This is a genomic window from Thioclava sp. JE_KL1 (genome assembly GCF_009296265.1).
Taxonomy (GTDB): Bacteria; Pseudomonadota; Alphaproteobacteria; order Rhodobacterales; family Rhodobacteraceae; genus Thioclava.
Map to the genome: position 1 here is coordinate 227,813 of NZ_WBJS01000002.1, position 24,342 is coordinate 252,154.

A 24,342-nucleotide genomic window follows, 5' to 3' on the forward strand; every position below is an offset into this window, starting at 1 on the left:
AGGAACGCGATGTCGACGATGCTCGAAATTCTGACCTCACCCGCCTTGGGAACCGTGAAGCACGGGTTCTTCACACGCAAAGGCGGCGCGTCCTCGGGCATTTTCGCGGGGCTCAATTGCGGTCCCGGCTCGTCGGATCAAAGCGAGGCGGTGCGCACAAATCGCGCCCGTGCAGCCGATGCTATGGGCGTGGAGCTGAACGCGCTGCAAGGCGTCAATCAGGTGCATTCGCCCGATGTCGCCGTGATCGAGGAGATCACCGATCCGCCGCCGCGCGCCGATGCGGCCGTGACCAAGGTACCGGGCATCGCGATCTCGATCCTGACCGCCGATTGCCAGCCGGTCCTGTTCTCCGACCCGAAAGCCGGCGTCATCGGCGCGGCCCATGCGGGCTGGCGCGGCGCGATGGAGGGGGTGCTGGAGAACACGCTCGACGCGATGGAGCGTTTGGGCGCGCATCGCGAGAATATCACGGCGGTGATCGGGCCGTGCATCTCGGTCCATTCCTATGAGGTCGGCGAAGACTTCATGGAGCAGTTCCTGATGGAGGACATGGACTATAGCCGCTTCTTCTCGCCCGGCCCCTCGGGCAAGCCGCATTTCGATCTGCCGAGCTTCTCGCTGCACCGGCTGCGCGAGGCGGGCGTCGGCGAGGCGGAATGGATGCGCCGCTGCACCTATCAGGAGCCTGAGCGCTTCTATTCCTATCGCCGCACGACCCATGCGGGCGAGGCCGATTACGGGCGTCTGCTCTCGGCGATCCGGCTCTGATCCGGACGCGCGGGGGCGCGCTTTACGATATTGGCGGGGCGGCTGAGACAATCCGCCTTGCCGCATTCCTTCGTTTCCTTGCGCGAAAAAATCCAACTCCCGCCCCATGCTGGCCCCATTACACGGGCAGAACAGTCCCGAACCGGATCGGAGACGATCTCGTGACGAGGGAACAAAGACATGAACAAGACTCAACCGACCCGCCGCTGGATGAAAACCGCCGTGGCCTCCGCCCGCGACTGCGACACGCGGATGCCCTGGGCCCGCAAGGCACGCCCATCGCAGACCGGCCGTCCTGTGGCGTCCGCTCCGCGCCGGGTCAGCGCCGCACAGTGACCTCCCTTCTCGCGCGGCGATCGTAATTGGTCATGCTGATCGCAATGCGAGACCTGGCCGGGCGCTGCCACGCCCGGCCATTTTCATCACCCGTCTCCAGTGTCTCTGGGGGCGGGTGATTCGCTTTGAATGTGGTGAGACTGTGGCCGTTTGTGCGCGGTCGGGAAACGTGCCGCTAGGGCAGGGGCTGACTGCTCGGCGATCGCGAGACAATCGCGTCAATAATTTGACGGCCTCGCACGTTTTAGCCATGTTGTGAGCGTCTCTCTGCAACCGGTGGGGGCCGATGCAGCCGTGAGAAGACCGAAAGGCCTATCGCATGAATCTACCCCACCGGACGGCAGCTGCCGCGCTACGTCCCACCGACTCCGAACCGCCTCTGCCGCGCCCTTTGCGTGCGAGTCCGAATGCGCCGAAACGCGCCCTGCGCGCCTCCGCGATGACCCGCCGCTATGCCGCGTGGTGGCTGGAGGCGAACGGCTTCATCGAAGAAACCTCCCGCGTCGCCCCGGCGATTCCGCTGTTCGAGGAGGCGTTCTCCGCCTTGGCGCGCGGTGCCGTGATCGCGACCGAGGAAGGCCCGGTCTCGGTTGAGGATTTGGTGCCCGGGATGCGGGTTCTGACCGCCGACGAGCGGGTCGAGACGATTACCTGGAAAGGGTCGATGACGATGTTCCCGGCCGCGAAGGACGTGGCCGCGCGGATGATCCGCGTGACCGCCGAAGCCTTCGGACATGGCCGCCCGTCGCAGGATCTGGTGCTGGGTCCGCATGCGCGGATTTGCCTGCGCGATGCCCGGCTGCGCGGGCGTCTGGGGATCGAGGCGGCCTATGCGCCGATCGCGGCCTTCGTCGATGGGGTGAGCGTCATCGAGGTTACGCCGATCTCGCCGGTCTCCGCCTATCATCTGGTGCTCGAGCAACATGGCTCGCTCAAGGTCGGTGGCATGGAGGTCGAGAGCTTCCATCCCGGCGAAGGGTTCGAGCGGATGATCGACCCGCGGATGGCCGAGCTGTTCCTCGCGCTGTTTCCGCAGATGGACAAATTGCGCGAGTTCGGCCCGCTCGCCGCGCCGCGACTGACCCGGTTCGAGGTCGAAGAAATGCTAATCTGATCGGGACCTTCAGGGGTAAAGGTTCCGGTTGGAGTTGACAGTGCTTGTGGGGAGCCGGTCACGGAAACGCCGCGCGTTGAGAACCTCGCGCGGCGTTTTTTCGTTTTCAGAACGGGGCGGGAGGATTACTCCTCCATCGCCTCCAGCTCGTCGATGAAGCCTTCGATCATCGACAGGCCCTTGTCCCAGAAGGCCGGGTCGGACGCATCGAGGCCGAAGGGCGCGAGCAGCTCCTTGTGGTGCATCGAGCCGCCCGCTTCCAGCATCGCGAAATACTTGTCCTGGAAGCCCTCGGGCGCGGCCTCATAGGCGGCGTAGAGCGCGTTCACCAGACCGTCGCCGAAAGCGTAGGCATAGACGTAGAAGGGCGAGTGGACGAAGTGCGGGATGTAGGACCAGAAGGTCTCATACCCCTCCATGAATTCGAATGCCGGGCCGAGGCTTTCGCCCTGCACCGACATCCACAGCGCGTTGATATCCTCGGGCGTCAGTTCCCCTTCGGCGCGGGCTGCATGCAGCTTGCACTCGAAATCGTAGAAGGCGATCTGGCGGACGACCGTATTGATCATGTCCTCGACCTTGCCGGCCAGAAGCGTCTTGCGCTCTTCCTTGGTTTTCGCGGCAGCCAGCAGCTTGCGGAAGGTCAGCATCTCGCCGAAGACCGACGCCGTCTCGGCTAGCGTCAGCGGCGTGTTGGCCAGCATCTCGCCCTGTTTCGCGGCCAGCACCTGGTGGACGCCGTGGCCCAGCTCATGCGCCAGCGTCATCACGTCGCGCGGTTTGCCGAGGTAGTTCAGCATCACGTAAGGGTGGACGGTGGTCACGGTCGGATGCGCGAAGGCGCCCGGCGCTTTGCCCGGTTTCACGCCCGCATCGATCCAGCCTTTGTCAAAGAAGGGCTGTGCGATATCGGCCATGCGGGGATCGAAGCCGGAATAGGCGTCCAGCACGGTGTCCTTCGCCTCGTCCCACATGATGTCGCGCGGGGCTTCGGTCGGCAGCGGCGCGTTTCGGTCCCAGATCTGCAGCTTGTCGAGGCCGAGCCATTTCGCTTTCAGCATGTAGTAGCGATGCGACAGGCGCGGGTAGGCTGCGACCACGGCGTCACGTAGCGCTTGTACCACTTCGGGCTCCACGTCGTTCGACAGGTGGCGACCGGTCTGCGGGGTCGGCATCTTGCGCCAGCGATCCTCGATTTCCTTTTCCTTCGCCAGCGTATTGTGGATGCGCGAGAAGGTGCGGATGTTCTCGCCAAACACATTCGCCAACTCTTTCGCCGCCGCTTCGCGCTTTTCGCGATTGTGGTCGGAGAGAAGGGTGGTGGTGGCCTCAAGCGAGAGCTTCTCGCCCTGCACCTCGAATTCCAGCGCGGCGGTGGTCTCGTCGAACAGACGGTTCCACGCGGCGGCGCCGACGACCGACTGGTCGTGCAGGAATTTCTCCAGCTCGTCGGAGAGCTGATAGGGCTTCATCGCGCGCATCCGGTCAAAGACCGGCTTGTAGCGGGCGACCTTCGAATCGGCGAAGACGGCCTCGTAGGTCTCGTCCGGGATGCGGTTGAATTCGAGGCTGAAGAAGACGAGCGGCGTGGTGTAGGTGGTGATCTTGTCCTGCGCGTCGGACAGCAGCTTCACCCGCGCCGGGTCGGTCGTGTTCTGGTAATAGCGCAGCCCCGTATAGGACATCACGCGGCCCGCTTTCTCGTCGATCTCCTCGTAGCGCTTGATGCAGTCGGCCATGCCCGCGGCATCAAGATCGGCGAGCTTGCCTTCGTAATCGGCGGCGAACTCGGCGCAGGCTTTTTCCAGCCATGCCATGTCCTTGGTCAGTTCCGGCGCGTCGGGTGCGGGGTAGAGATCGCTCAGATCCCATTCGGGCAGATCGCCGAACGCCCCTGCATTTGAATTCGCATCGAAAACGGGGCGGCGGGGTGTGAGCGTCATGGAGTTCCTCGTGTCTGATCGGTTGCTTTCCAGATAGGGGCAGGGGCGCCGCCCTGACAAGGGCGCGGGGCTGCTCGGTGCTGCACAATTTTTCAGCAGATGCTATGAAATGAACTTTCCCCGAGCATGGCGCGTTGCATAACATTGGCCATCGCCTTTTACTCGCGGGGTACAGGGCCTAGACATAAATAAAAGACTAGGGGGACTTAACCGGCGCGATGACAGAGTATTTCAACGAGATGTTCGACGGCGGCCAAGTGCGTCAGCCCTACAGTGGACTCGACGGCTGGATGCGCGAAATGCCGTCCGAGTTGCGCGCGATGAAGCAAGCCGAGGCGGAGGCGCTGTTTCGCAGGATCGGCATCACTTTCGCCGTCTATGGCGAGGGCGGCGATCCGGACCGTCTGATTCCCTTCGACATGTTTCCACGCGTCTTCACCCAGCCCGAATGGCGCAAGCTGGAGCGTGGCATCAAGCAGCGTGCTCGGGCGCTCAACGCCTTTCTGCTCGACGTCTACGGGCGCGGCGAGATCGTGCGGGCGGGGCGAATCCCGGCGCGGCTGGTCTATCAGAACGACGCCTACGAACGTGCGGTGTCGGGCTTTATCCCTCCGCGTGGCATCTACAGCCACATTGTTGGTGTCGATCTGGTGCGCACCGGGCCGGATCAGTTCTATGTGCTCGAAGATAACTGCCGCACCCCGTCGGGCGTCTCCTACATGCTGGAGAATCGCGAGATCATGATGCGGATGTTCCCGCAGCTGTTCCGCGAGAACCGGATCGAGCCGGTGGATGGCTATTCGGATGCGCTGCGCCGCACCTTGGCCTCGGTTGCGCCGGCGAAATGCGACGGCGAGCCGACGGTCGCGATCCTCACGCCGGGCCATTTCAACTCGGCCTATTACGAGCATTCCTTCCTTGCCGATCTGATGGGCGTCGAACTGGTCGAAGGCCCGGACCTGTTCTGCGAGGGCGGGTTCTGCTGGATGCGCACGACGGAAGGCCCGAAGAAGCTCGACGTGATCTACCGCCGGATCGACGACGCTTTCCTCGATCCGCTCTGCTTCCGCCCGGATTCGATGCTGGGCATTCCGGGGCTGATGGATGTCTACCGCTCGGGCGGCGTTTCGATCTGCTCGGCGCCGGGGGCCGGTGTCGCCGACGACAAAGCGATCTACACCTTCGTGCCGGAAATGGTGCGCTTCTATCTGGGCGAAGAGCCGCTTCTGGAAAATGTGCCGACCTGGCAATGCGCCAAGAAGGACGACTGCAAATACGTTCTCGAAAACCTCTCCGAACTGGTGGTGAAAGAAGTCCACGGCTCGGGCGGTTACGGGATGCTGGTGGGGCCGAAATCGACCAAGGAGCAGATCGAGAATTTCCGCCACAAGATCGAGGATAACCCCGAGAATTACATCGCCCAGCCGACGCTAGCGCTGTCGACCACGCCGACCTTCGTGGAAGAGGGCGTGGCCCCGCGTCACGTCGATCTGCGGCCCTATTGCCTCGTCGGCGAGAAGGTCGAGCTGGTCCCCGGCGGGCTCACCCGCGTCGCGCTGACCGAAGGGTCGCTCGTCGTGAACTCCTCGCAGGGCGGGGGCGTGAAAGACACCTGGGTTTTGGCGGAGTGATCGGATGCTGAGTAGAACCGCTGAAAACCTGTTCTGGGTCGCGCGCTACATGGAGCGCGCGGAGACGATGGCACGGCTTCTGGAGGTCGGCGCGCGGATCGCGCTGACGCCCTCGACCGGGCATGGATACCGCTCGGAATGGGAGAGCCTGTTGCAAGCCTCGGGCACCGCCGACGGCTTCTCCGAGAAATACGGCGACCCGGTGCAGCGCAATATAGAGAGCTACCTGTTCTTCGACCGCGACAACCCGTCCTCGGTGGTGTCCTGCATCGAGCGGGCACGGGAAAACGCCCGCATCGTGCGGACGGCGATCACCGGTCAGGTCTGGGATACGCTCAACACCGCGTTTCAGGAGATTCGCCAGATCGAGCGTCAGCCGCGCTCGGAATGGGAAATTACCGAGCTCTGCGAATGGGTGGCCCGGCAATCGGCGCTGCTGCGGGGCGCGATGGACGGCACGATGCTGCGCAATGACGGGTTCTTCTTCATGAACCTCGGCTATGCGCTGGAGCGGGCGGACAACACTGCGCGTCTGATCGACGTGAAGTATTTCGTGCTGCTGCCCTCGGTGGAGATGGTGGGCTCGGGGCTCGACAATTACCAATGGCAGGTGCTGTTGCGCGCGCTGCAATCCTACCGGGCTTTCCACTGGGCCTATGGCGGCGAGCTGACGGCGTCGAAGATCATGCATTTCCTGATCCTCAATCCGGCCAGCCCGCGCTCGTTGATCTCGGCGACGCGCAAGGCGATGCATCATCTCGACAATCTCGAAAGCTTCTACGAGGTCGAGCCGGGCACCGGCCTGCCGCAGATGCGCGCCAAGGCGATCATGACCGAGCTGAACCAGACGCAGGTCGCCGAAATTATCGACGAAGGCCTGCACGAGTTCCTCACCCGCTTCATCGGCGAGGTCGGGCAGCTTACCGCGCTCGTTCAGCAAACCTACCTGTCGGGAGATGCGCGATGATCCTCACCGTCAACCATGTCACCACCTATGATTATGACGCGCCGATGGGCGCTGCGGTGCAATCGCTACGCATGTTCCCCTCGCGCTTCGAAGGCCAGCGCGTGATCGAATGGGACGTCTCGGTCGAAGGCGGTCTCCGGGGCGGGTCTTTCCGCGACGGCGCGGGCGACCGCATCGAAGGCTGGTCGATCCGTCCGCCGGTCGACGAGGTCGCGATCACCGTGAAAGGGCAGGTCGAGACGTTCGATACCTCGGGCGTGCTGCGCGGTCACCGCGAGCTGGTGCATCCGATGGCGTATCTGCGCGAGACCGTCGCGACCTGGATCGACGACAGTCTGGCGGCGCTGGCGGAAGAGGCCGTTGCAGGGGCCACGGAAGATCTCAACCGGGCGCATCGCCTGAGCGCTGCGATCTCGGAGGCGATCGCCTACAAGCCGGGGGCGACCCATTCCCACACAACCGCCGCCGAGGCGCTGGCGCAGGGCGAGGGGGTCTGTCAGGACCACGCCCACGCACTGGTCGCTGTCGCCCGCTGTGTCGATCTGCCTGCGCGCTATGTCTCGGGCTACCTCTTCGCGACCGATGACGGCACGCCGCACGAGGCAGCCCATGCCTGGGGCGAGATCTGGGTCGCAGGGATCGGCTGGATCGGCTTCGACCCGGCGAACAAATGCTGCCCGGACGAGCGCTATATCCGTCTCGGCTCCGGTCTCGATGCGCGCGAAGCTGCGCCGATCCGTGGCATCACCCAAGGCTCGGGTGAGGAGCGACTGCACGTCACAGTTGCCTTGGACCAAGTCCAGCAATAGATTGCGCGCTTGTCAGGGATCAGGGAACGAACATGACCTATTGCGTAGGCCTCTTGCTGAACGAGGGGATGGTGCTGCTGTCGGACACGCGGACCAACGGCGGGCTCGATAACATCGCGACCTATCGCAAGATGTTCACCTTCGAGGAGCCCGGCGAACGGGTGATCGCGATCATGACCGCGGGCTCGCTCTCGGTGACGCAAACGACGCTGGCGCGGTTGCACGAAGCGGCCGATGCGAGCGACGCGACGGGCGACAGCTCGATCATGGAAGCGCCTACCATGCTGAAAGTGGCCGAGATTATCGGCAACACGATGGCGGGCGTGCGCAAGGACATCACGAGCAGGATGGATGCCGAGCGGGTCTCGACCTCGGCCTCGATGATCGTCGCGGGCCAGCGTGCGGGCGGCGAGATGCGGATGTTCCTGATCTACCCGGAAGGCAACTTCATCGAGGCGACCGAGGACACGCCCTTCCTGCAGATCGGCGAGCATAAATACGGCAAGCCGATCCTCGATCGCGTGGTGCGCCCCGAGACCAACCTGATCGACGCTCAGAAGGCGGTGCTTCTGTCGATGGATTCGACGCTGCGCTCGAATCTCTCGGTGGGGATGCCGCTCGATCTGGCGGTGATCAAGAAAGACGATTGCCGGATTTCCAGCCAGCGCCGCATCGAGGCGGGCGACAGCGATTTCGCGGAAATGTCGGAAGCCTGGTCGAACGCGCTGCGCGACAGCTTCACGCAGATTCAGCTTTAACCGGCTCGCGGGCTTCCAGCCCGCCCGCCGCGTCGAACAGCGCGGCGCAGCCGTCGTAGAAGCGTTTCCGCGTCGCGGGGACTTCCATCATCAATTCGTGCTCGGCGCCGGGGATCACGTCCAGCTTGCCCTTCGGCCAGCGTCCCATCCGCTCATGGACCGCGGGCGTGTGCACGATTTTCTCCACCCCGCCCAGACCGCAATAGCAGGGCAGGTCGGGGGAGGGCAGCGCCGCCAGCGCCTCGCATTCCAGCAGACTCTCGGCGACCCAGTGGATCGTCGGGCCGGCCAGCGTCAGTTCGGGATGTTTCGCGGCCTGCTCGACCAGCCAGGCCCACATCTCGGGATCGCGGGTCAGGCGGTTCGACTCGAAGCTGTCGCGATAGACATAGGTGGTGCCGTTCATACCGGGCGGATAGTTGTTCGCAAGGAAACCTTCGCCAAGCAGGTTCGCCAGCACGATCCGGAACGGGTGCAGCAGGGCCGAGGTGGCGATCCCCCACATCGGCGCAGAGAAGGCGACCGCGTTAAAGCGATGGTGTTCGTGCATCACCGCGCGCAGCGCGATCGCGCCGCCCATCGAGTGACCCACGATGTAATAGGGTTGCGGCAGGCCCAGCTCGTCCGCGGCGGCGATCACCGCGTGCAGATCCCACTGGTAATCCTGCAAGCCGCCGACATGGCCCTTTTCGGGCGCGTCAGGCAAAAGCCGGTCGGCCAGGCCTTGCCCGCGCCAGTCGATGGCGAGCATGGCATAGCCCCGGGCCGCGAATTCCGCGGCCGCAGGGCCGTATTTCTCGACATACTCGGTGCGTCCGCATCCCAGAAAGACCGTGCCGCGTGGTTGGGGCGGGGCAGGCCAGTGCGCGAAACGTATCCGCACACCATCTTCCGCCGTCAGCCAGTAGGCCGCGCCCCCCTCGGGGCCGCGCGCGATCTCTTCGAAAAGCGGGGCACGTTCCATCAGGCGAGCGCCGCACCCAGCTGCATGGCGAGGCCCATCGAGCCGTCGACCGAAAGCTTGCCGGACATGAAGGCCGCGGTGGGGTTCACGTCGCCGTTGAGCATGCCTTCGAAGGTCTCGCGATCGGCTGTCAGAACGACTTCCGCGTCGTCGTCGCCTGCGCGCACGCCGTTCTCGTCGGCAATGATCGAGCCTTCGTCCTCGATCACGAATTTTGCAGTCGAAGAAAACCCATCGGGCAGTTTCGCCCGCAGCGCCTCAACGGCCTTGTCGATAACCTCGCTCATCGCGTCCTCCAAATTTGATGGCCGGGCTCTCGCATTCTCCGGCAATTGCATTACAGTCATGATTTATGTGGCAGCGATTTGACAGATACAAATGTGTCGTCACGGCATTTTGCTTTTCGGCGATGCTGGGAACAATGGCGGCATTCCCCGCCAGCGCCGAAACCGAGGGGCTCGAGCCGTATTTCAAAGAGTTGGCCGATCCGAACGATCCGGGCTGGTCGCGGGCCGAGGCGGACATCCGCAGGGCGTGGTCGCGCTCGGGGTCCGCGGCGATGGATTTGCTGTTCAAGCGCGGCGAGGACGCGCTGGACGCGGGCGACACCGAGGCCGCGATCGAGCATTTCACGGCGCTGACCGATCATGCTCCCGATTTTGCCGCTGGCTGGAACGGGCGGGCGACGGCCTATTTCATGGCCGGGCTCTACGGGCCTTCGGCGGCGGATATCGCGCACACCCTGAAGCTGGAGCCGCGTCATTGGGGTGCGCTTGCCGGGTTGGGGGCGATCCTCGAAGAGATGGGCGACGACAAGCGCGCGCTTGAGGCCTATCAGAAGTCTTTTGCCTTGAATCCGCATCAACAGGATGTGAAAGACGCCATTGCGCGCCTCGATAAGGCGCATCAGGGCACGGCTCTCTAAGGGCTGGAACGGAGCTGCGATGCAAGGCGGGCGGATCACGGCCGTTCTGGGGCCGACCAATACCGGCAAAACCCATTACGCAATCGAGAGGATGCTGGCGCATCGAACCGGCGTCATCGGGCTGCCGCTGCGGCTGCTCGCGCGCGAGGTCTATGACCGGATCGTGGCGCAGCGTGGACCTTCGGTCGTGGCGCTCGTCACCGGCGAAGAGCGCATCGTGCCTGAGCGCACGCAATACTGGGTCTGCACGGTCGAGGCGATGCCGACGGGGATCGGCGCGGATTTCCTGGCCATCGACGAAATCCAGCTCTGTGGCGATCCCGAGCGGGGTCATGTATTTACCGACCGGCTTCTGCATGCGCGCGGGCTGCACGAGACGCTGTTCCTCGGCTCCGAGACGATGCGGGGGGCGATCGCCGCCTTGGTGCCGAAGGTGCAGTTCACGCGGCGCGAGCGGTTTTCCGAGCTGACCTGTTCCGGCTCGAAGAAAATCTCCCGGATGAAGCCGCGCTCGGCCATCGTCGGGTTTTCGGTCGAGAATACCTATGCGATCGCGGAACTGATCCGCCGCCAGAAGGGCGGCTGCGCGGTGGTGATGGGGGCGCTCTCGCCTCGCACCCGCAACGCGCAGGTCGAGATGTATCAAAATGGCGACGTGGATTATCTTGTCGCCACCGATGCAATCGGGATGGGGCTCAACCTCGATATCGACCATGTCGCGTTTTCGGCCACGTCGAAATTCGATGGGCGGCGGATGCGTCCGCTCTTCCCCCATGAGCTGGCACAGATCGCGGGCCGGGCAGGGCGCCACACCACTGACGGCACGTTCGGCGTGACGGGCGAGGCGCGCCCGCTGCAGCCCGAGGTGATCGAAGCTGTCGAGAACCACCGTTTCGCGCCGCTGCAACGGCTGCAATGGCGTAACGGTCGGCTCGAATTCGGCACCGTGGACCGGCTGATCCAGTCGCTCGACGCGCGGCCTGAGGGCGAATGGCTCACCAAGGGGCGCGAGGCCGACGATGCGCGCGCGCTCAAGGTGCTGGCTGACGATCCGGCGATCCGCGACCGCATTACCAGCCCAAAGGATGTGCAACTCCTCTGGGATGTCTGCCGAATCCCCGATTTTCGTTCGATTTCCGAGGCCGAACATGCAACGCTTCTGGCGCGCATCTTCGAGTTCCTGCAATCGGGCAAGGGCGTGCCCTCGGACTGGCTTGCACGTCAGATCGAGCGTATCGACAGGACGGGCGGCGATATCGACACGCTCTCGCGTCGTCTCGCCTTCATCCGCACATGGACCTATGTTGCGCAACGCAAAGGGTGGGTCGATGATGAAAGCCATTGGCGCGAGGCGACCCGCGCTGTAGAAGACCGCCTGTCGGACGCGCTGCATGGCGCGCTGACGCAAAGATTTGTGGACCGGCGCACCTCTGTGTTGATGCGCCGGCTCAAGCAGAAGGAGACCCTCGTGGCCGAGGTGAACGACAAGGGCGAAGTGACGGTTGAAGGCGAATTCGCGGGCCGTTTGGAAGGATTCCGGTTCAAGCAGGACGAGACCGGCTCGCCCGACGAGGCGAAGATGCTTGCCCGCGCGGCCTACGAGGCGCTCGCGCCCGAGTTCAGCCTGCGCGCGGACCGCTTCTACAACGCCCCCGATACGGAGATGGATTTCACCGAGCAGGGTGGCCTGATGTGGGGCGATACCGCTGTCGGCAAGCTGGTGAAGGGGCCCGATCTCCTCAAGCCGACCGTGCAGGCTTTCGTCGATGACGAGGCGGGCGCGGATGTGGCCGAGAAGGTCACGCGCCGTCTGCAGCATTTCATCGACCGCAAAGTCGCAGCCCTGTTCGAGCCGCTTCTGGCGATGAGCCGTGACGAAGAGCTGACGGGTCTCGCCCGTGGCTTCGCGTTCCGCATGGTGGAATCGCTGGGCATCATCCCGCGCGAGCAGGTCGCCGCCGAGGTGAAGGATCTCGATCAGGACGCGCGCGGCAGCCTGCGCAAGCACGGCGTGCGCTTCGGCCAGTACACGATCTTCATGCCCGCGCTTCTCAAGCCCGCGCCGACGCGGCTGCGGCTGGTGCTGGCCTCGCTGTGGTCGGGCGCCGATGAATTCCCCGAAAGCCCGCCGCCGGGCCTCGTGACGATCCCGAATATCGACGCGTTCGATGCCGAGACCTACCGTCTGTCGGGCTACCGTCCCTCGGGCGCGCGGGCGATCCGCATCGACATGCTCGAACGTCTCGCCGATCTGCTGCGCACGCAGGACAGCCGCGGCGGGTTCGAAGCCAATCCTGACATGCTCTCGATCACCGGCATGACGCTGGATCAGTTCGCCGATCTGATGGGCGGCATGGGCTACAAGGCCGAGAAGGGCGAGCGCGCCAAGGTGAAGGCCGCCGATCTCGAGAAGGCCGAAGAGCAAGCCGGTGCCGAGGCGCTCAAGACCGAGCAGGCCGATGAGGCGAAAGCCGAGGCTGGCGGCGGCGAGCAGCCTGCCGAGACCCATCCCGAGGCGGAGGCTGCGGCCGAGGCTGGCGGCGATATGGTGGCAGCCGGTGACGTGGCCAGCGACGAGGTCGAGGTGTTCTACACCTTCACCTGGGCGCCGCGTCCGCGCGGCAACCGTCCGCCGCGCCGCGAGCAGGGGCAGGGCGGCAAGCCCGGTGGTGAACGTGGCGAGCGCAAGGGCGGCGGCAAGCCGCATGGCAAGCGCGACGGTCACAAGGGCAAGAAGGGTGGCAAGCCGCAAGGCGCGCGCAACTTCGAGGCCCGTCCGCCGAAGAAGGACAAGCCGGTCGATCCGGACAACCCCTTCGCGGTTCTGGCTGCCCTCAAGGACAAGAAGTAACGACTCGCCATGGCTGACGCGCCCGAGCGCATCCGCATCGACAAATGGCTCTGGCAGGCGCGGTTCTGTAAGACCCGCGGCCTCGCGCAGGAGCTGGTGCAGGGTGGCAAGGCGCGCGTCAACGGTCAGCGCATCGACAAGCCCGGCCGAGCGATCGGACCGGGCGATGTGCTGACGCTCAGACTCGGCAAAGGGCAGGACGCGCGGATCTGCGTTTTGCGGGTGCTGGACTGCGGCACGCGGCGCGGTCCGGCGGTCGAGGCGCAGACCCTTTACGCATTGCTCGAACCGGAGGGGTAGGCTGTGCGCAATGCCGCAGCGAAAAGCTCGGGCTCTCTCTTGAAAGAGGGGGCATCCCCCGCTAGGACGGGTCAGGAAGCTGTTCAATCGGGGTTTCACCAATGACCTACGTCGTCATCGATAACTGCATCAACTGCAAATATACCGACTGCGTCGAGGTCTGCCCGGTGGATTGCTTCTACGAGGGGGAGAACACGTTGGTGATCCATCCTGACGAATGCATCGACTGCGGCGTCTGCGAGCCGGAATGCCCCGCCGATGCGATCCGTCCGGATACCGAGCCGGGAATGGAATCCTGGGTCGAGCTCAACCGGAAATATTCCGAACTCTGGCCGGTGATCACCCAGAAGAAAGATCCGATGCCGGATGCCGAGAAGCACGACGGCGAGAGTGGCAAGCTGGAGAAGTATTTCTCCGAGGCGCCCGGCGAAGGCGACTGACGGGTCGGTGATTCTGACCAATTTGCCCGATTCTGAGCGAATTGGGGAGGTTTACGCTGCGGCAAAGTGTCAAAATGCACCGCATAACCCACTGAAATCGTGTGATATTACACATGCGCGACAGTAACGCGCTTTGAAATGCACGCGTTTTTTGCTATATTACTGTTACAAAATGAGTTCGACCCCACCTTTTGCGTCGCCTGCTCGCCCGCAAAAGAGATCTCGTGGCTGACTGGCGAACGCGGAGCTATTCAGCCCCGTGGGCGTCCTATGCTCGCTGGATACCGGGGTTCGTGACCGGCTGCAAGGAAACGAACCGCATGACCAAGACCAAGAAGACCGAATTCCGCCCCAATGATTTCGTCGTCTACCCGGCGCATGGCGTGGGGAAAATCATGTCCATCGAAGAACAGGAAATCGCCGGGCTCAAGCTCGAGCTTTTCGTGATCTCCTTCGAGAAGGACAAGATGACCCTGCGTGTGCCGACGCACAAGGCGACCGAAGTCGGGATGCGCAGCCTCTCCTCGCCTGACATGGTGACCAAAGCGCTTGAGACCCTCAAGGGCAAGGCGAAGGTCAAGCGGGCGATGTGGTCGCGCCGCGCGCAGGAATACGAACAGAAGATCAACTCGGGCGACCTGCTCGCGATCGCTGAAGTGGTGCGCGACCTGCACCGCAGCGACGATCAGCGCGAGCAGTCCTACTCGGAGCGTCAGCTCTATGAAGCTGCACTCGAGCGTCTGACCCGCGAAGTCGCCGCCGTTTCGGGCACCGACGAAGAGCGTGCCGCGAAAACCGTCGACGAGGTTCTGGTCGGCCGCGCCGCCTGATCCCGACATTAGCGGAACTTTTCCAACGCGAGGCTTGCGAGCCTCGCGTTTTTTCATGCGCGCAGGGCAAGGGGATCAGGCTTCGGGGCCGGTCTTCTCGCTGCCCGGTGCCTCGCGGTCGCTCTCGTCGCGCTCGCCGCGGCGGCGGAACTGCTCCATCATCGCGGCTTCAAGCTCGGCGTTGAGCTCTTTCGTGCGTGCGATGTAGTCGGGGTTCTGTTCCACCGGGACGCCCGGCTTCCAGACCTGCGCCAGATCGCGCACCGCGGCCCGGTCAAGCTTGAAGAACAGCTTCTCAAGCTCGGAGGCCTCGAAGGCCGAGAGCCCCGCATTCTCCAGCACATAGCGCCCGGCGCGCAGCGAGCTGTCGAACATCTCGCGCACGATGTCATTCGCGCCCGCGCGGTACAGGTCGAACACATGCGTCCGGTCGCGAGCGCGGGCAACGATATGCAGATCGGGCCGGATCCGGCGCGCATAGGCGACCAGTTTCGTGGTATTCTCGCGCCCGTCTAGCGCCACCACCAGCACACGCGCCTGATTGATCCCGGCAGCGGCGAGCAGATCGGGCCGCGTCGGGTCCCCGAAATATCCCTTGAAGCCGAAGGTCCGCATCAGCTGGATCGTCTTGAGATCGGCGTCCAGAACCGTCGTGCGCATCCCCGACATCGTCACCAGACGGTTCACCACCTGACCGAAGCGGCCCACCCCTGCGATGATTATCGGCTGCTGCTCGTCAATCGCGTCGGGGTCCGGGCCGGGAGGCTTGCGCAGCCGCAACCCGATCTGCTCGTGCAGGATGAACAGCAAGGGCGTGATCAGCATCGACAGCGCGATCACCACCAGAAGCTTCTCGGCCAAGGCGTTGGGCAGGATGCGTTGCCCCACCGCGAAGGAGACCAGCACGAAGCCGAATTCCCCCGCCTGTGCGAGGCTGAGTGTGAACAGCGAGCGATCCGGCCCGCGGATCTTGAACAGCACCGAGAGGCCGTAAAGCACCGCCGATTTCAGCGCGACCAGCAGGAAGACCAGCGCGAAGATATTGGCGGGCTGCGCGGTGATGACGTCGAAATTGATGCCCGCGCCCACGGTGATGAAGAACAGCCCCATCAGCAGTCCTTTGAAGGGCTCGATGTCGGATTCCATCTCGTGCTTGAACTCGCTGTCGGCCAGCACGACACCGGCGAGGAAGGTGCCGAGCGCGGGCGAGAGCCCCACGAGGTTCATCAGGCTCGCGATGCCCACCACGATCAGCAGGGCCATCGCGGTATTCACCTCGCGCAGCCGCGCCCCTTGAACGAAGCGGAAGAGCGGGCGCACGAGGTAGTGCCCCATCAAGACGGTGAGGGCGACGGCTGCCAGCGTGATCACGGTGACGCCCCAGGCGGGCAGAGAGTCGATGAGGCGCGCCACGACATGATCGCCGTGCCCCGCCTTGGCCACCGCGCGCGCGCCCGGCAGCGCCAGAAGCGGCATCAGCGCCAGCATCGGGATCACTGCAATATCCTGCGTCAGCAGTACCGCAAAGGACGAGCGGCCACCCGCCGTCTGCATCAGTCGCTTTTCATTCAGCGTTTGCAGCACGATCGCGGTCGAGGATAGCGACAGCGTCATCCCGATCGCCAGCGAGACGCGGAAATCCTCGCCCATCGCCATGACGATCGCCGTCACCAGCACCATGGTGACCAGCACCTGCAACCCGCCAAGGCCGATCAGCTTGTCGCGCATTGCCCAAAGCGCGCGCGGCTCCAGCTCCAGCCCGATGAGGAACAGCATCATCACCACGCCGAATTCCGCAAAGTGCTGGAGGTCGGTCATTTCCGCACCCGAGAGGCCCGTGGCGGGGCCGATCAGGATGCCCGCGATCAGATAGCCCAGCACCGAGCCGAGACCCGCACGCGTGGCCAGCGGGACCGCGATGACCATCGCGAGCAGGTAGAACGTGGCTTGGAAGAGAAAGCTTTCCATCGGCGGCTTACATCCTTGAGCGATGCGCGGGGAAGGCGCGCGACGCGGCTATTCCCCAGCGTAGTCCGGCGCGGGCGGTGCGCAAGGGCGCAGGGGAAAGAATGGTTGCGCCGGGCGCGGTTAGCCGCCTTGCAGCAGCTTCAGCGTCAGGTTGCGCGACCCTTTCTTGTAGGTCAGCGCGTTGGAGCCGATCTGCGTCACGCGCCCGCCATCCAGCCGGTCGCCCACGCCCACTTTCACGAAACGCCCATTCGAGAGACGCACCAGAGCGCGCCGGTTCGAGGACGAGCCGTAAAGCCCGATCAGGTTGATCTTGCGCAGGTTGATCACGTTCTCCTCGGTCGCCTGACGGGCGACGGAGGCCGAGGTCGGCAGGCGCGGCGGCGCGGCGGTGGGCTCGGGCTCATCGAGATCGGCGGGCCTCGGGTCGGGTACGGGCGTCGCGACGGGGGCGCGCGCGGCGGCGGCGGCGGCCGACGGGGCGGGTTCGGCCGCAATCGCGGCGGCGAGCGCGTTCTCGACCGAGCGCGAGAAGTTACGCGGTTTGGTCGGCGGGGGAGCGGAGCGCGCCACGGCCAATGCGGTCGCGCCCGCGAAGGGATCGGTGTTCTCGGCGACCGCGTCGTCTTGCGCCTGCACCGCTGCGGCGACCGCGTCCTGGATCGAGGTCGGGCGACGCTCCGGGCGCAGCGCGGCGAGTCCGGGGTTCGCGACCGCGGCGGATTCCGAAGCGGGCGCCTGGGTCGAGGCGAGCTCGGTCACAGCGTCGGGCCGGGCCGTCGGGCGCGTGGTCTGGAGTTCGGGGTTGGGCTGCAGCGCCGGGTCGAGCGCGCCCTGATCGTTCGGATCGGCCTGCGCTGCGGGATCGGTCTGCTCCGGCGCAGGGGCCGCACCGGTGAGGTCGGCGGGGCGGCTGGCGGGGCGGAAGCCCGAGAGCGACGGGATCGCGCCCAGCGTGCCTTCCGGCGTGACCGGTTGCGTCGCGGCAAAGGCCTGCGCGACCGCTTCGGGGCGAGCGCCCGGCGTGACGTCGGGTTCGCCCGCGAAAAGCGTGAAGCCGCCCGGCATCTCGACCCCGTCCTCCGTCGGTGTGACGGGCGGGGTGTCCGGCGTCAGCGTCTCGCTTTGCAGCGTCTCGGCGCTTGGCGGATCGAGCGGCGTCGCGGTGAAGGCCGGCAGGTCGGAGGGCTGCGTCTCGGTCGTCGTTGTTTGCGCCTCGGTCGTGGGGGGCTCGGTCGCGTCGCTCTGCGGGGTGTCGCCGGTCGCCGTGTCCGCTTGGGTGTCAGGCGTGCGGTCCGTCGCCGCTGCCTGCGTATTCGGTGCGGTGTCGGCGGCCCTGTCTCCCGCGGTGTCGGGAGTGTCCGGCTGCGTATCTGCGGGCTGGTCTGCCATGCCCGTGTCGGCTGGCTGCGCATCGGTAGGCTGCTCGGTTGCAGCCGTCTCGGTGCCGGTCTCGGCGGGCGTCGCCTCGTCCGTCGCCGCGGTGTCGTCGGTCGCGGACGTGGCGCCTTCGTCGCTTTGTGCAGCTGGGGCTGGCTGCTCATCGGCAGGGGCGAGGGCTGCGACTTGATCGCTCTCGGGGGCAGGCTGTTCGTTGCTCGCGTCGGCTTGCGCCTGCGAGTCCGGCTCCGCGACTTCGGGAGCGGCGGTCGTGTCGGGCGTGGCCGGTGCGAGTGCGGTCTGCTCGGGGGCGTCATTCGCATCCGGGGCGGGCGCTTCGGTGATGGCGTTCGTCGGTGCATCGACGGGAGCGGGGTCGTCGAGCAGGGTGGTCCAGAGCGCGATGATCGCCAGAACCAGCACCAGCGCGCCGGTGAGCATCAGCCCGAGATGGCGCGGCTTGCCGCCGGTTGCGGGGCGCTTGGTGCCGCCAAAAACGGTCTTGTCCTGCGAGGTCTCGACGATGGGGGCCGGGGTCGCGGTGCTCGGATCCGGCCCGTCCTTCGCCTCCTTGCGCAGCAGCGAGGTCGCGGGTTTCGCGCCAAGCGCGCCCGTGCCGCCGATGCCCTTGCGTGCGGCGGTGCCCACGGCTTTGGTCCCTTTCGCTCCGGCTTTCGGAGCCGTTTTCGGCTCAAAACGCGGATCGGGCTCGTCGAAATCGAGGGTCGGTGCCGTGATCTTGGCGCTGCCCGAGGCGATCTCGCTGCGATCGGGCTGCGGGTGGAGCCGGGTGGCTCCGCCGAGCCGGGGGGGCGTCTCGTTCACGGTCACGGTGGTCGTGTGATCGCGGCGCGAGGCGAAAGCGGCGGCGATTACGCTGGCATCGGATTTCGGCAGATCGTCGTCGTCATCCTCGGCTGTATCGTGACCTTCGTCCTCAGAGTTAGAGCTCGCCTCCTCGGGCTTTGCGTCAGGTTCTGTGGCGTCGGGCACGGCAGGGGTGGCGGCAAGGCCTGCCGCAGCCAGCGACGCGTCTGAGGGCTCAACGGCAGCGTCGGCGCCATCAATGGCCGTTTCGTTCGGCTCGGTCGCGGCAAATTCGACCGTCTCCGTCGCCTCGGTTGCCTCGGAGGCGACGTCTCCAGCCGCGACCGCTTCGGCAGCCTTGGCGGCCGGGCTTTCCGCGCCGGGCGTGTCGTCGCTCGGGGCTTCGGGCGAACCCGTATCTTGCGCATCCGCTTCAGCCTCAGAGGCTGCGAGCAGATCGGAGAATTCGCCCGGCTCTTCCGGCAGGGTGGGCTCGGGTTCCTCCGCCGAAGCCACCTCCGTCGGTTGGTCCAAGGCGCTCAATTCGGCCAGTTCGGTTTCCGAGACCGCGCTATCGTCGGCAAGCTCCGTGATGTCGCTTTGAGCGTCGGCTGCGTCCGCCTTAGCGAGGGGCGCCTCCGGCGTCGCGGCTTCCGCCGACGCCTCGGTCGCCTCCTCGGAGAGATCGACGGCCACGATCAATGCGGATTTGTCGGGCTCGACATGCGCGCCTTCGGGGATGTGCTGCGCGACCGAAGAGGTCAGGCCGAAATGCGGCTCGCCGGGGAAATCGCCGGGCTCGGGGGCGGCCACGAAGCTGACCGGGTTGAAGCCGTTTTCCTGCGCGAAGCTCTCGGCTTCCTTCAGCGTCTCGCGCGCGATCACGGCGACCTGCACGGTCTGGCCGGGGCCTGCGAAATCATAGACCAGCTCGCTGACCGGGTAGGGCGTCATGCCCTCCAGCGCCGTCTCGATCTGGGTCTTGCGCTGCGCGGGGCTGGGGCCGGGCGCATAGATCGCGGTGTAGAGGATCTGCGAGTCCGGCAGCACGAGCTTCGAGGTGAAGCCGCGCGGGGCCTGCGCCCGTGCCTTGTCGCGGAGGGCCGCGACCTCGGCCATCGGATCATCGCCTTCGAGCGCGGCCTCGCCCAGAAGCGTCCAGCCCTCTTTCGCGCGGCGCACCAGAGCGATGCCATCATGCGATAGGATCAATGCAAAATCGGGTTTCATGGGTACTGCGCGCGCCTCGGGGCGGTTCGATCCAACTCTTCACATCTTCGTAAAGGAGATTCGATCTTCTGAAAAGCGTCGCGACCGGGGCGGAGCGGGCAATTGCCGGTTTTCCACTGTTTCGACGGCGCAGCCACAGCGAGCGCCGGAAGAAATGTTCGAAATGCAATGAGAAGTGGTTTGAATGGCGCGCCGGTTTCGCGGCGCGCCATGTTTGTTATCAGCTGGTTGCGGCGCTCAGCGCCTGATCGAGATCGGCGATCAGATCGCCGACATTCTCGATCCCGATCGACAGACGCACCACGTTCGGCGCGGCCCCTGCGGCGATTTGCTGCGCTTCGGTCAGCTGGCGGTGCGTGGTCGAGGCCGAGTGGATGATCAGCGAGCGCGCATCCCCCAAATTCGCGACATGGCTGAACAGCTTGAGGTTGTTCACCAGCTTCACGCAGGCGTCGTAGCCGCCCTTCACCGCGACGGTGAACAGCCCGCCTGCGCCCTTCGGCGAGATGGTCTTCATCCGCTCGTGCCAGGGCGAGCTTTCCAGCCCGGCATAGGTCACGTAGTCGATGCGCGGATCCTTCTCGAGCCATTCGGCCACGGCCTTGGCATTGGCGTTGTGCTTGTCCATCCGCAGGCTCAGCGTCTCGATCCCCATCAGCGTGTAATGCGCGCCTTGCGGGTTCATCGTCATGCCGAGATCGCGCAGCCCCACGGCGATCGAGTGGAAGGTGAAGGCCATGGGCCCCAGCGCCTCGTGGAACTTCAGCCCGTGATAGGCGGGTTCGGGTTCGCTCAGCGAGGGGAACTTTCCGCTCGCCGACCAGTCGAACTTGCCGCTATCGACGACGCAGCCGCCGGTGACGGTGCCGTTGCCGGTCATATATTTCGTGAGCGAGTGGACGACGAGCGTCGCGCCATGTTCGATCGGACGGCACAGGTACGGGGTGGCCAGCGTGTTGTCGACGATCAGCGGCAGGCCGACCTTGTCGGCGACTTTCGCCACCGCCGGAAGGTCGGTGATGTAGCCGCCCGGGTTCGAGATCGACTCGCAGAAGATCGCGCGGGTGTTCTCGTCGACCGCCGCTTCCAGCGCGTCGAGATCGTCGAAATCGACGAAGGTGCAGGACCAGCCGAAGCGTTTGATCGTGTGGCTGAACTGGGTGATCGAGCCGCCATAGAGCCGCGTCGAGGCCACGATATTCAGCCCCGGCCCCATTAGCGGGAAGAGCGCCATGATCTGCGCCGCATGACCCGAGGAACAGGTGACCCCGCCCGCAGCGCCTTCCAGCGCCGCGACGCGTTCGGCCAGTTTCATCACCGTCGGGTTGGTCAGGCGCGAATAGATGAAGCCCACTTCTTCGAGGTTGAACAGCCGCGCCGCGTGGTCGGCGTCTTTGAAGGCGTAGGATGTGGTCTGGTAGATCGGCACCTGCACCGCGCCGGTCGCGGGATCGGGCTCGGCGGCGGCGTGAATTTGCAGGGTGTCGAAAGCGTAATCGGACATGGTCTGGGGCTCCTCTTCTCTTGCCGAGACGTTAGCTGCGCGAAAGAGAGCCGACAAACACATTCGTTTTCGGTAATGAGAGCGTGGCTCAGCGCATCCAGAGCTTCGCGCGTTTGATCCTGTTGCGCAGCGCCTTCTCGTGGCGCGGCATCCCTTCTTCGGCGATGATCGCGCGCAGTTTGCGGCCCTTGCCCTGATAGATCAGCTTCTTCGCAGGCTCGTAGGCCTTCAGCACCTTCTTGATCTTGTTCGGGGCCGTCAGTTCTTCGACCGTGTCGATCACGGTGTCGCTTTCGCGCGCATACATCAGCGGCAGTGCGCGGTAATGGCAGGTGATCTCGCCGTCGAGCCCGTCGAGCTCCGGCCCCGGACGCCCGCCGCCGAAGGAATGGATCACCAACGGCAGCGCCACCTGATCGAGCCACGGGTCGAGCGACTGGCAGGCCAGTTCATCGGGGGCATCGTCGCGGATCTCGCGGGCGTATCGCAGGAAGCGCGCGCCGAATTCGACCGGGTCGGCGCCGAAGAACCAGCCCGCGTTGAAATACAGGTAGCGCCGCCAGTATTCGTCCGGCTGGCTCAGATCGAGCGTCTCCTCGAACCCGTCGAGCCCGAACTTGTCGTAGAGCGATTTCCAGATGCCCGCGTAGCCGGGACCGTAAAGCGGCGGCTCGGGCCATGTGCCGGTGCGCCGCATCGAGGCCGAAGGGCGGTCGAAATCGAAGTCCAGCCGCGACAGCGGTCCGGTGAAGACCGTATCGGTGTCGAAAAAGACGAAGGGCTCGCCTTCGGGCAGGGCGGCCAGCGCCTCGATCTTGTTGCCATAGGGATAGGATTGGCCGAAAACCTTCGACTCGAAGGGCACGATCTCGGCGCCCGCATCTTCCAGCAGCGCCCGGACCGGCCCAGAGATTCGCGTCTCGTCGGACCAGCGCGGTCCGGGCTGCGGCTCGGCTATCAGCAGGCGCCCTTTGAACTCCGGATTGGCCGCGCGAAAGCTCAGCGCGAAAAGAATTGCCTCGAATTCCAGCCGTCCCGCCTGTGCAACACAGAAGATGTTATAGGGTTGTGAAGTCCGGGGGGTCGCCGCCATACTGCCGCCTGTCGGAGGGTTTGGTGCAGTATAGCGAGAAAGTTCAGGGGTAAAAGGTGATACGGATAAGCAAGTTAACTGCGTTGGCGCTGTGTGGCCTCGTGTCGAGCGGCCCGGCGAGCGCGCAGAATTTCACCACCGCCGCCGAAGTGCGCCCGATTCTCGGTATGACCCGCGATTCCTGGGTCGCGATCCGGGAATATGGCGGGAAGGATCTGGTCTATTTCACCCATCTTCTGGCGTGGCGCTGCGGGCTGAGCGAGATTCGCTATGGCTTCAATGGCGCGCCGCCGACCAAGAGCTTCAAGATGGAGAAATGCCACGAAGGCACGGCCCAGCCCAACGCGATCTCGGGCGATAATGTCTATGTCAGCCAGCCGCAGGGCTCGGTCTCCGAGGTGCGGGTGAAGCTGATCTATGACGACGGCAGCTCGGAAGAGGCGCGGTTCAACCGCAAAGCGGTGCTGCAGTAAACGGGGCAGAGAATACGCGTTATTCAACTCAGCGGCCCCCGTGGGAGCCGCGTGTCACCAGTTCCTTAAGAGGGGAAGTGGTGGGTGACCCTGGAATCGAACCAGGCGTGGGTCGCCCCGGCGGAGTTACAGTCCGCTGCCGCACCTTGCAGCACGTCACCCGACGCTGGGCGGGAGATACAAAAGGGGGCGGGAGGCGTCAAGAGAGAGTTTGCCGAAAAATTGCCCTCCGGATCAGAGCTTGCCAAACGAGGCCATTCCGCGCAGGTAGGGGCCAAAGGAGACCCGCGATGAAAAAGCCAGTCTGGGTGATCGAAAAGGAACGTGCCAAGCGCGCTGCGGCCGCCGAGACCGTGTGGCTCTTCGGCCTGCATGCGGTGCGCGATGCGCTGCAAAACCCGATGCGCGAGCGGCTGCGGCTGGTCTGCTCCAAGAACGCCGCCGACAAGCTGGCCGAGGCGATCGCGGTGTCCGGCATGGAGCCCGAGATCGTCGATGTGCGCAAGTTCGACAAATTCGTGCCGATCTCGACCGATTCCGTCCACCAGGGCGCGGCGCTCGAGGTGAAGCCGCTCGATTGGGGCGCGCTGAAGGATGTCTGCTACGATGCGCGCCGCGTAGTGCTGCTCGACCGGGTGACCGATCCCCATAACGTGGGTGCGATTCTGCGCTCGGCCGAGGTCTTCGGCGCGGCTGCCGTGATCGCGCCGCATCGCCATTCCGCGCCCGAGACCGGTGCGCTTGCGAAAACCGCCTCCGGCGCGCTGGAGCGTCAGCCCTATCTGCGGGTGAAGAACCTCTCCGACGCGATGGAGGAGCTGCGCGGTATGGGCTTCCGGCTGATCGGGCTTGCGGGTGAAGCCAAGATGTCGCTCGAAGACGGGCTGTCCGAGGCGGGGATGGAGCCGGTTGCACTGGTTCTGGGCGCCGAAGGGCCGGGGCTGCGCGAGAAAACCCGTGAAACCTGCGACCGGCTGGTGCGAATCCCCTTCGCGGGCGAATTCGGGTCGCTCAACGTCTCGAATGCCGCCGCAGTGTCTCTTTACGCATCCGCAAGCCGCTGACGGTCACAAAATCGCGATTATGAGGGTATGGACCTTAAAACCAGTGAGATGCGTTCCTATCTCACTGTCAGAGGCGCAGCTTCGGAACCGCCGCGCCTCTAGTTCACTGTCCCTCGTTCCGCCACTATTGCGCCCAGCCTTCAAGGCTCGGGCGCATTTTTCTTAGAGGGCTGCGAAAAAGAAG

Annotated in this window: 21 protein-coding genes and 1 tRNA gene; 14 read left to right on the forward strand and 8 right to left on the reverse strand. The window is 64.9% G+C overall.

Going from position 1 to position 24,342, the window contains the following annotated elements:
• The first annotated feature begins 18 nt into the window (after window positions 1-18).
• The 3 genes from pgeF to F8R15_RS03940 all read left to right on the forward strand — a co-directional run bounded on the left by pgeF (window position 19) and on the right by F8R15_RS03940 (window position 2,221).
• Window positions 19-771: a peptidoglycan editing factor PgeF gene (gene pgeF, locus F8R15_RS03935; protein ID WP_078520602.1), complete on the forward strand. Its 753-nt coding sequence runs from the start codon at window positions 19-21 to the stop codon at window positions 769-771.
• Window positions 772-951: 180 nt separating this feature from the next.
• Window positions 952-1,107, forward strand: coding sequence for a hypothetical protein (locus F8R15_RS21405; RefSeq protein ID WP_172976157.1), 156 nt, complete (start codon window positions 952-954; stop codon window positions 1,105-1,107).
• Between the two features lie 439 nt (window positions 1,108-1,546).
• On the forward strand, window positions 1,547-2,221 hold the full coding sequence (locus tag F8R15_RS03940; RefSeq protein ID WP_168174748.1) for a Hint domain-containing protein: 675 nt from the start codon (window positions 1,547-1,549) through the stop codon (window positions 2,219-2,221).
• A gap of 125 nt (window positions 2,222-2,346) precedes the next feature.
• Here the strand turns inward: F8R15_RS03940 and F8R15_RS03945 are convergent, their stop codons facing one another.
• Window positions 2,347-4,164 carry a M3 family oligoendopeptidase gene (locus tag F8R15_RS03945; RefSeq protein WP_152843659.1) on the reverse strand — a complete coding sequence of 606 codons (1,818 nt, stop codon included), beginning with the start codon at window positions 4,162-4,164 and terminating at the stop codon, window positions 2,347-2,349.
• 218 nt (window positions 4,165-4,382) lie between these two features.
• Here F8R15_RS03945 and F8R15_RS03950 point away from each other — a divergent pair, with 218 nt between their 5' ends.
• From F8R15_RS03950 to F8R15_RS03965, 4 genes are read left to right on the forward strand one after another with little or no spacing between them, the layout of a single operon-like run.
• The gene (locus F8R15_RS03950; RefSeq protein ID WP_152843660.1) at window positions 4,383-5,795 is read left to right on the forward strand and encodes a circularly permuted type 2 ATP-grasp protein; all 1,413 of its coding nucleotides are present in this window, start codon (window positions 4,383-4,385) and stop codon (window positions 5,793-5,795) included.
• Window positions 5,796-5,799: 4 nt separating this feature from the next.
• Entirely contained in the window at window positions 5,800-6,762 is a 963-nt protein-coding gene (locus F8R15_RS03955; RefSeq protein ID WP_078520529.1) for an alpha-E domain-containing protein, read from the forward strand.
• A complete protein-coding gene (locus F8R15_RS03960; RefSeq protein ID WP_078548683.1) occupies window positions 6,759-7,571 on the forward strand; it encodes a transglutaminase family protein in 813 nt (270 codons plus the stop codon). Before F8R15_RS03955 ends, F8R15_RS03960 begins: the two co-directional genes overlap by 4 nt.
• Before the next feature lie 32 nt (window positions 7,572-7,603).
• Complete coding sequence (locus F8R15_RS03965) at window positions 7,604-8,329, forward strand: peptidase (protein ID WP_152843661.1); 726 nt, start codon at window positions 7,604-7,606, stop codon at window positions 8,327-8,329.
• Here the strand turns inward: F8R15_RS03965 and F8R15_RS03970 are convergent.
• Together F8R15_RS03970 and F8R15_RS03975 are read right to left on the reverse strand one after the other, a co-directional pair.
• Window positions 8,310-9,293 (reverse strand): alpha/beta hydrolase, encoded by a 984-nt coding sequence (locus tag F8R15_RS03970; protein WP_083075678.1) that lies wholly within the window; start codon window positions 9,291-9,293, stop codon window positions 8,310-8,312. The genes F8R15_RS03965 and F8R15_RS03970 overlap by 20 nt on opposite strands.
• Window positions 9,293-9,580, reverse strand: coding sequence for an SCP2 sterol-binding domain-containing protein (locus F8R15_RS03975; protein WP_098411887.1), 288 nt, complete (start codon window positions 9,578-9,580; stop codon window positions 9,293-9,295). The genes F8R15_RS03970 and F8R15_RS03975 overlap by 1 nt, the downstream gene beginning before the upstream one ends.
• A gap of 134 nt (window positions 9,581-9,714) precedes the next feature.
• Here F8R15_RS03975 and F8R15_RS03980 point away from each other — a divergent pair, with 134 nt between their 5' ends.
• The 5 genes from F8R15_RS03980 (at window position 9,715) to F8R15_RS04000 (ending at window position 14,639) form a co-directional block, all read left to right on the forward strand.
• A complete protein-coding gene (locus tag F8R15_RS03980) occupies window positions 9,715-10,218 on the forward strand; it encodes a tetratricopeptide repeat protein (protein WP_246831727.1) in 504 nt (167 codons plus the stop codon).
• Between the two features lie 19 nt (window positions 10,219-10,237).
• On the forward strand, window positions 10,238-13,069 hold the full coding sequence (locus F8R15_RS03985) for a helicase-related protein (RefSeq protein ID WP_152843662.1): 2,832 nt from the start codon (window positions 10,238-10,240) through the stop codon (window positions 13,067-13,069).
• A 9-nt stretch (window positions 13,070-13,078) separates the two neighbouring features.
• Entirely contained in the window at window positions 13,079-13,369 is a 291-nt protein-coding gene (locus F8R15_RS03990) for an RNA-binding S4 domain-containing protein (protein ID WP_078600379.1), read from the forward strand.
• Between the two features lie 101 nt (window positions 13,370-13,470).
• Entirely contained in the window at window positions 13,471-13,809 is a 339-nt protein-coding gene (fdxA, locus tag F8R15_RS03995) for a ferredoxin FdxA (protein WP_078520521.1), read from the forward strand.
• Window positions 13,810-14,129: 320 nt separating this feature from the next.
• Complete coding sequence (locus F8R15_RS04000; protein WP_075774088.1) at window positions 14,130-14,639, forward strand: CarD family transcriptional regulator; 510 nt, start codon at window positions 14,130-14,132, stop codon at window positions 14,637-14,639.
• A 75-nt stretch (window positions 14,640-14,714) separates the two neighbouring features.
• Here the strand turns inward: F8R15_RS04000 and F8R15_RS04005 are convergent, their stop codons facing one another.
• The 4 genes from F8R15_RS04005 to F8R15_RS04020 form a co-directional block, all read right to left on the reverse strand.
• Window positions 14,715-16,607, reverse strand: coding sequence for a monovalent cation:proton antiporter-2 (CPA2) family protein (locus tag F8R15_RS04005; protein ID WP_078520520.1), 1,893 nt, complete (start codon window positions 16,605-16,607; stop codon window positions 14,715-14,717).
• Window positions 16,608-16,727: 120 nt separating this feature from the next.
• Window positions 16,728-20,024, reverse strand: coding sequence for a hypothetical protein (locus tag F8R15_RS21410; RefSeq protein WP_172976158.1), 3,297 nt, complete (start codon window positions 20,022-20,024; stop codon window positions 16,728-16,730).
• A 220-nt stretch (window positions 20,025-20,244) separates the two neighbouring features.
• Complete coding sequence (locus tag F8R15_RS04015; RefSeq protein ID WP_152843663.1) at window positions 20,245-21,528, reverse strand: O-acetylhomoserine aminocarboxypropyltransferase/cysteine synthase family protein; 1,284 nt, start codon at window positions 21,526-21,528, stop codon at window positions 20,245-20,247.
• A gap of 88 nt (window positions 21,529-21,616) precedes the next feature.
• Window positions 21,617-22,621 (reverse strand): hypothetical protein, encoded by a 1,005-nt coding sequence (locus F8R15_RS04020; protein ID WP_152843664.1) that lies wholly within the window; start codon window positions 22,619-22,621, stop codon window positions 21,617-21,619.
• 56 nt (window positions 22,622-22,677) lie between these two features.
• Here F8R15_RS04020 and F8R15_RS04025 point away from each other — a divergent pair, with 56 nt between their 5' ends.
• Window positions 22,678-23,094: a hypothetical protein gene (locus F8R15_RS04025; protein WP_368730998.1), complete on the forward strand. Its 417-nt coding sequence runs from the start codon at window positions 22,678-22,680 to the stop codon at window positions 23,092-23,094.
• 78 nt (window positions 23,095-23,172) lie between these two features.
• Here F8R15_RS04025 and F8R15_RS04030 read toward each other — a convergent pair.
• Window positions 23,173-23,256, reverse strand: a tRNA-Tyr gene (locus F8R15_RS04030).
• Window positions 23,257-23,384: 128 nt separating this feature from the next.
• On the opposite strand from F8R15_RS04030, the gene rlmB reads away from it, so the two are divergent.
• The gene (gene rlmB / locus F8R15_RS04035; protein ID WP_078542080.1) at window positions 23,385-24,158 is read left to right on the forward strand and encodes a 23S rRNA (guanosine(2251)-2'-O)-methyltransferase RlmB; all 774 of its coding nucleotides are present in this window, start codon (window positions 23,385-23,387) and stop codon (window positions 24,156-24,158) included.
• Window positions 24,159-24,342: the final 184 nt, after the last annotated feature.

Excerpts from the sequence above, each read along its gene's own strand:
- pgeF (WP_078520602.1), top strand. The coding sequence starts at position 19 with ATGCTCGAAATTCTGACCTCACCCGCCTTGGGAACCGTGAAGCACGGG.
- F8R15_RS21405 (WP_172976157.1), top strand. The coding sequence starts at position 952 with ATGAACAAGACTCAACCGACCCGCCGCTGGATGAAAACCGCCGTGGCC.
- F8R15_RS03940 (WP_168174748.1), top strand. The coding sequence starts at position 1,547 with ATGACCCGCCGCTATGCCGCGTGGTGGCTGGAGGCGAACGGCTTCATC.
- F8R15_RS03945 (WP_152843659.1), bottom strand. The coding sequence starts at position 4,164 with ATGACGCTCACACCCCGCCGCCCCGTTTTCGATGCGAATTCAAATGCA.
- F8R15_RS03950 (WP_152843660.1), top strand. The coding sequence starts at position 4,383 with ATGACAGAGTATTTCAACGAGATGTTCGACGGCGGCCAAGTGCGTCAG.
- F8R15_RS03955 (WP_078520529.1), top strand. The coding sequence starts at position 5,800 with ATGCTGAGTAGAACCGCTGAAAACCTGTTCTGGGTCGCGCGCTACATG.
- F8R15_RS03960 (WP_078548683.1), top strand. The coding sequence starts at position 6,759 with ATGATCCTCACCGTCAACCATGTCACCACCTATGATTATGACGCGCCG.
- F8R15_RS03965 (WP_152843661.1), top strand. The coding sequence starts at position 7,604 with ATGACCTATTGCGTAGGCCTCTTGCTGAACGAGGGGATGGTGCTGCTG.
- F8R15_RS03970 (WP_083075678.1), bottom strand. The coding sequence starts at position 9,293 with ATGGAACGTGCCCCGCTTTTCGAAGAGATCGCGCGCGGCCCCGAGGGG.
- F8R15_RS03975 (WP_098411887.1), bottom strand. The coding sequence starts at position 9,580 with ATGAGCGAGGTTATCGACAAGGCCGTTGAGGCGCTGCGGGCGAAACTG.
- F8R15_RS03980 (WP_246831727.1), top strand. The coding sequence starts at position 9,715 with ATGGCGGCATTCCCCGCCAGCGCCGAAACCGAGGGGCTCGAGCCGTAT.
- F8R15_RS03985 (WP_152843662.1), top strand. The coding sequence starts at position 10,238 with ATGCAAGGCGGGCGGATCACGGCCGTTCTGGGGCCGACCAATACCGGC.
- F8R15_RS03990 (WP_078600379.1), top strand. The coding sequence starts at position 13,079 with ATGGCTGACGCGCCCGAGCGCATCCGCATCGACAAATGGCTCTGGCAG.
- fdxA (WP_078520521.1), top strand. The coding sequence starts at position 13,471 with ATGACCTACGTCGTCATCGATAACTGCATCAACTGCAAATATACCGAC.
- F8R15_RS04000 (WP_075774088.1), top strand. The coding sequence starts at position 14,130 with ATGACCAAGACCAAGAAGACCGAATTCCGCCCCAATGATTTCGTCGTC.
- F8R15_RS04005 (WP_078520520.1), bottom strand. The coding sequence starts at position 16,607 with ATGGAAAGCTTTCTCTTCCAAGCCACGTTCTACCTGCTCGCGATGGTC.
- F8R15_RS21410 (WP_172976158.1), bottom strand. The coding sequence starts at position 20,024 with ATGAAACCCGATTTTGCATTGATCCTATCGCATGATGGCATCGCTCTG.
- F8R15_RS04015 (WP_152843663.1), bottom strand. The coding sequence starts at position 21,528 with ATGTCCGATTACGCTTTCGACACCCTGCAAATTCACGCCGCCGCCGAG.
- F8R15_RS04020 (WP_152843664.1), bottom strand. The coding sequence starts at position 22,621 with ATGGCGGCGACCCCCCGGACTTCACAACCCTATAACATCTTCTGTGTT.
- rlmB (WP_078542080.1), top strand. The coding sequence starts at position 23,385 with ATGAAAAAGCCAGTCTGGGTGATCGAAAAGGAACGTGCCAAGCGCGCT.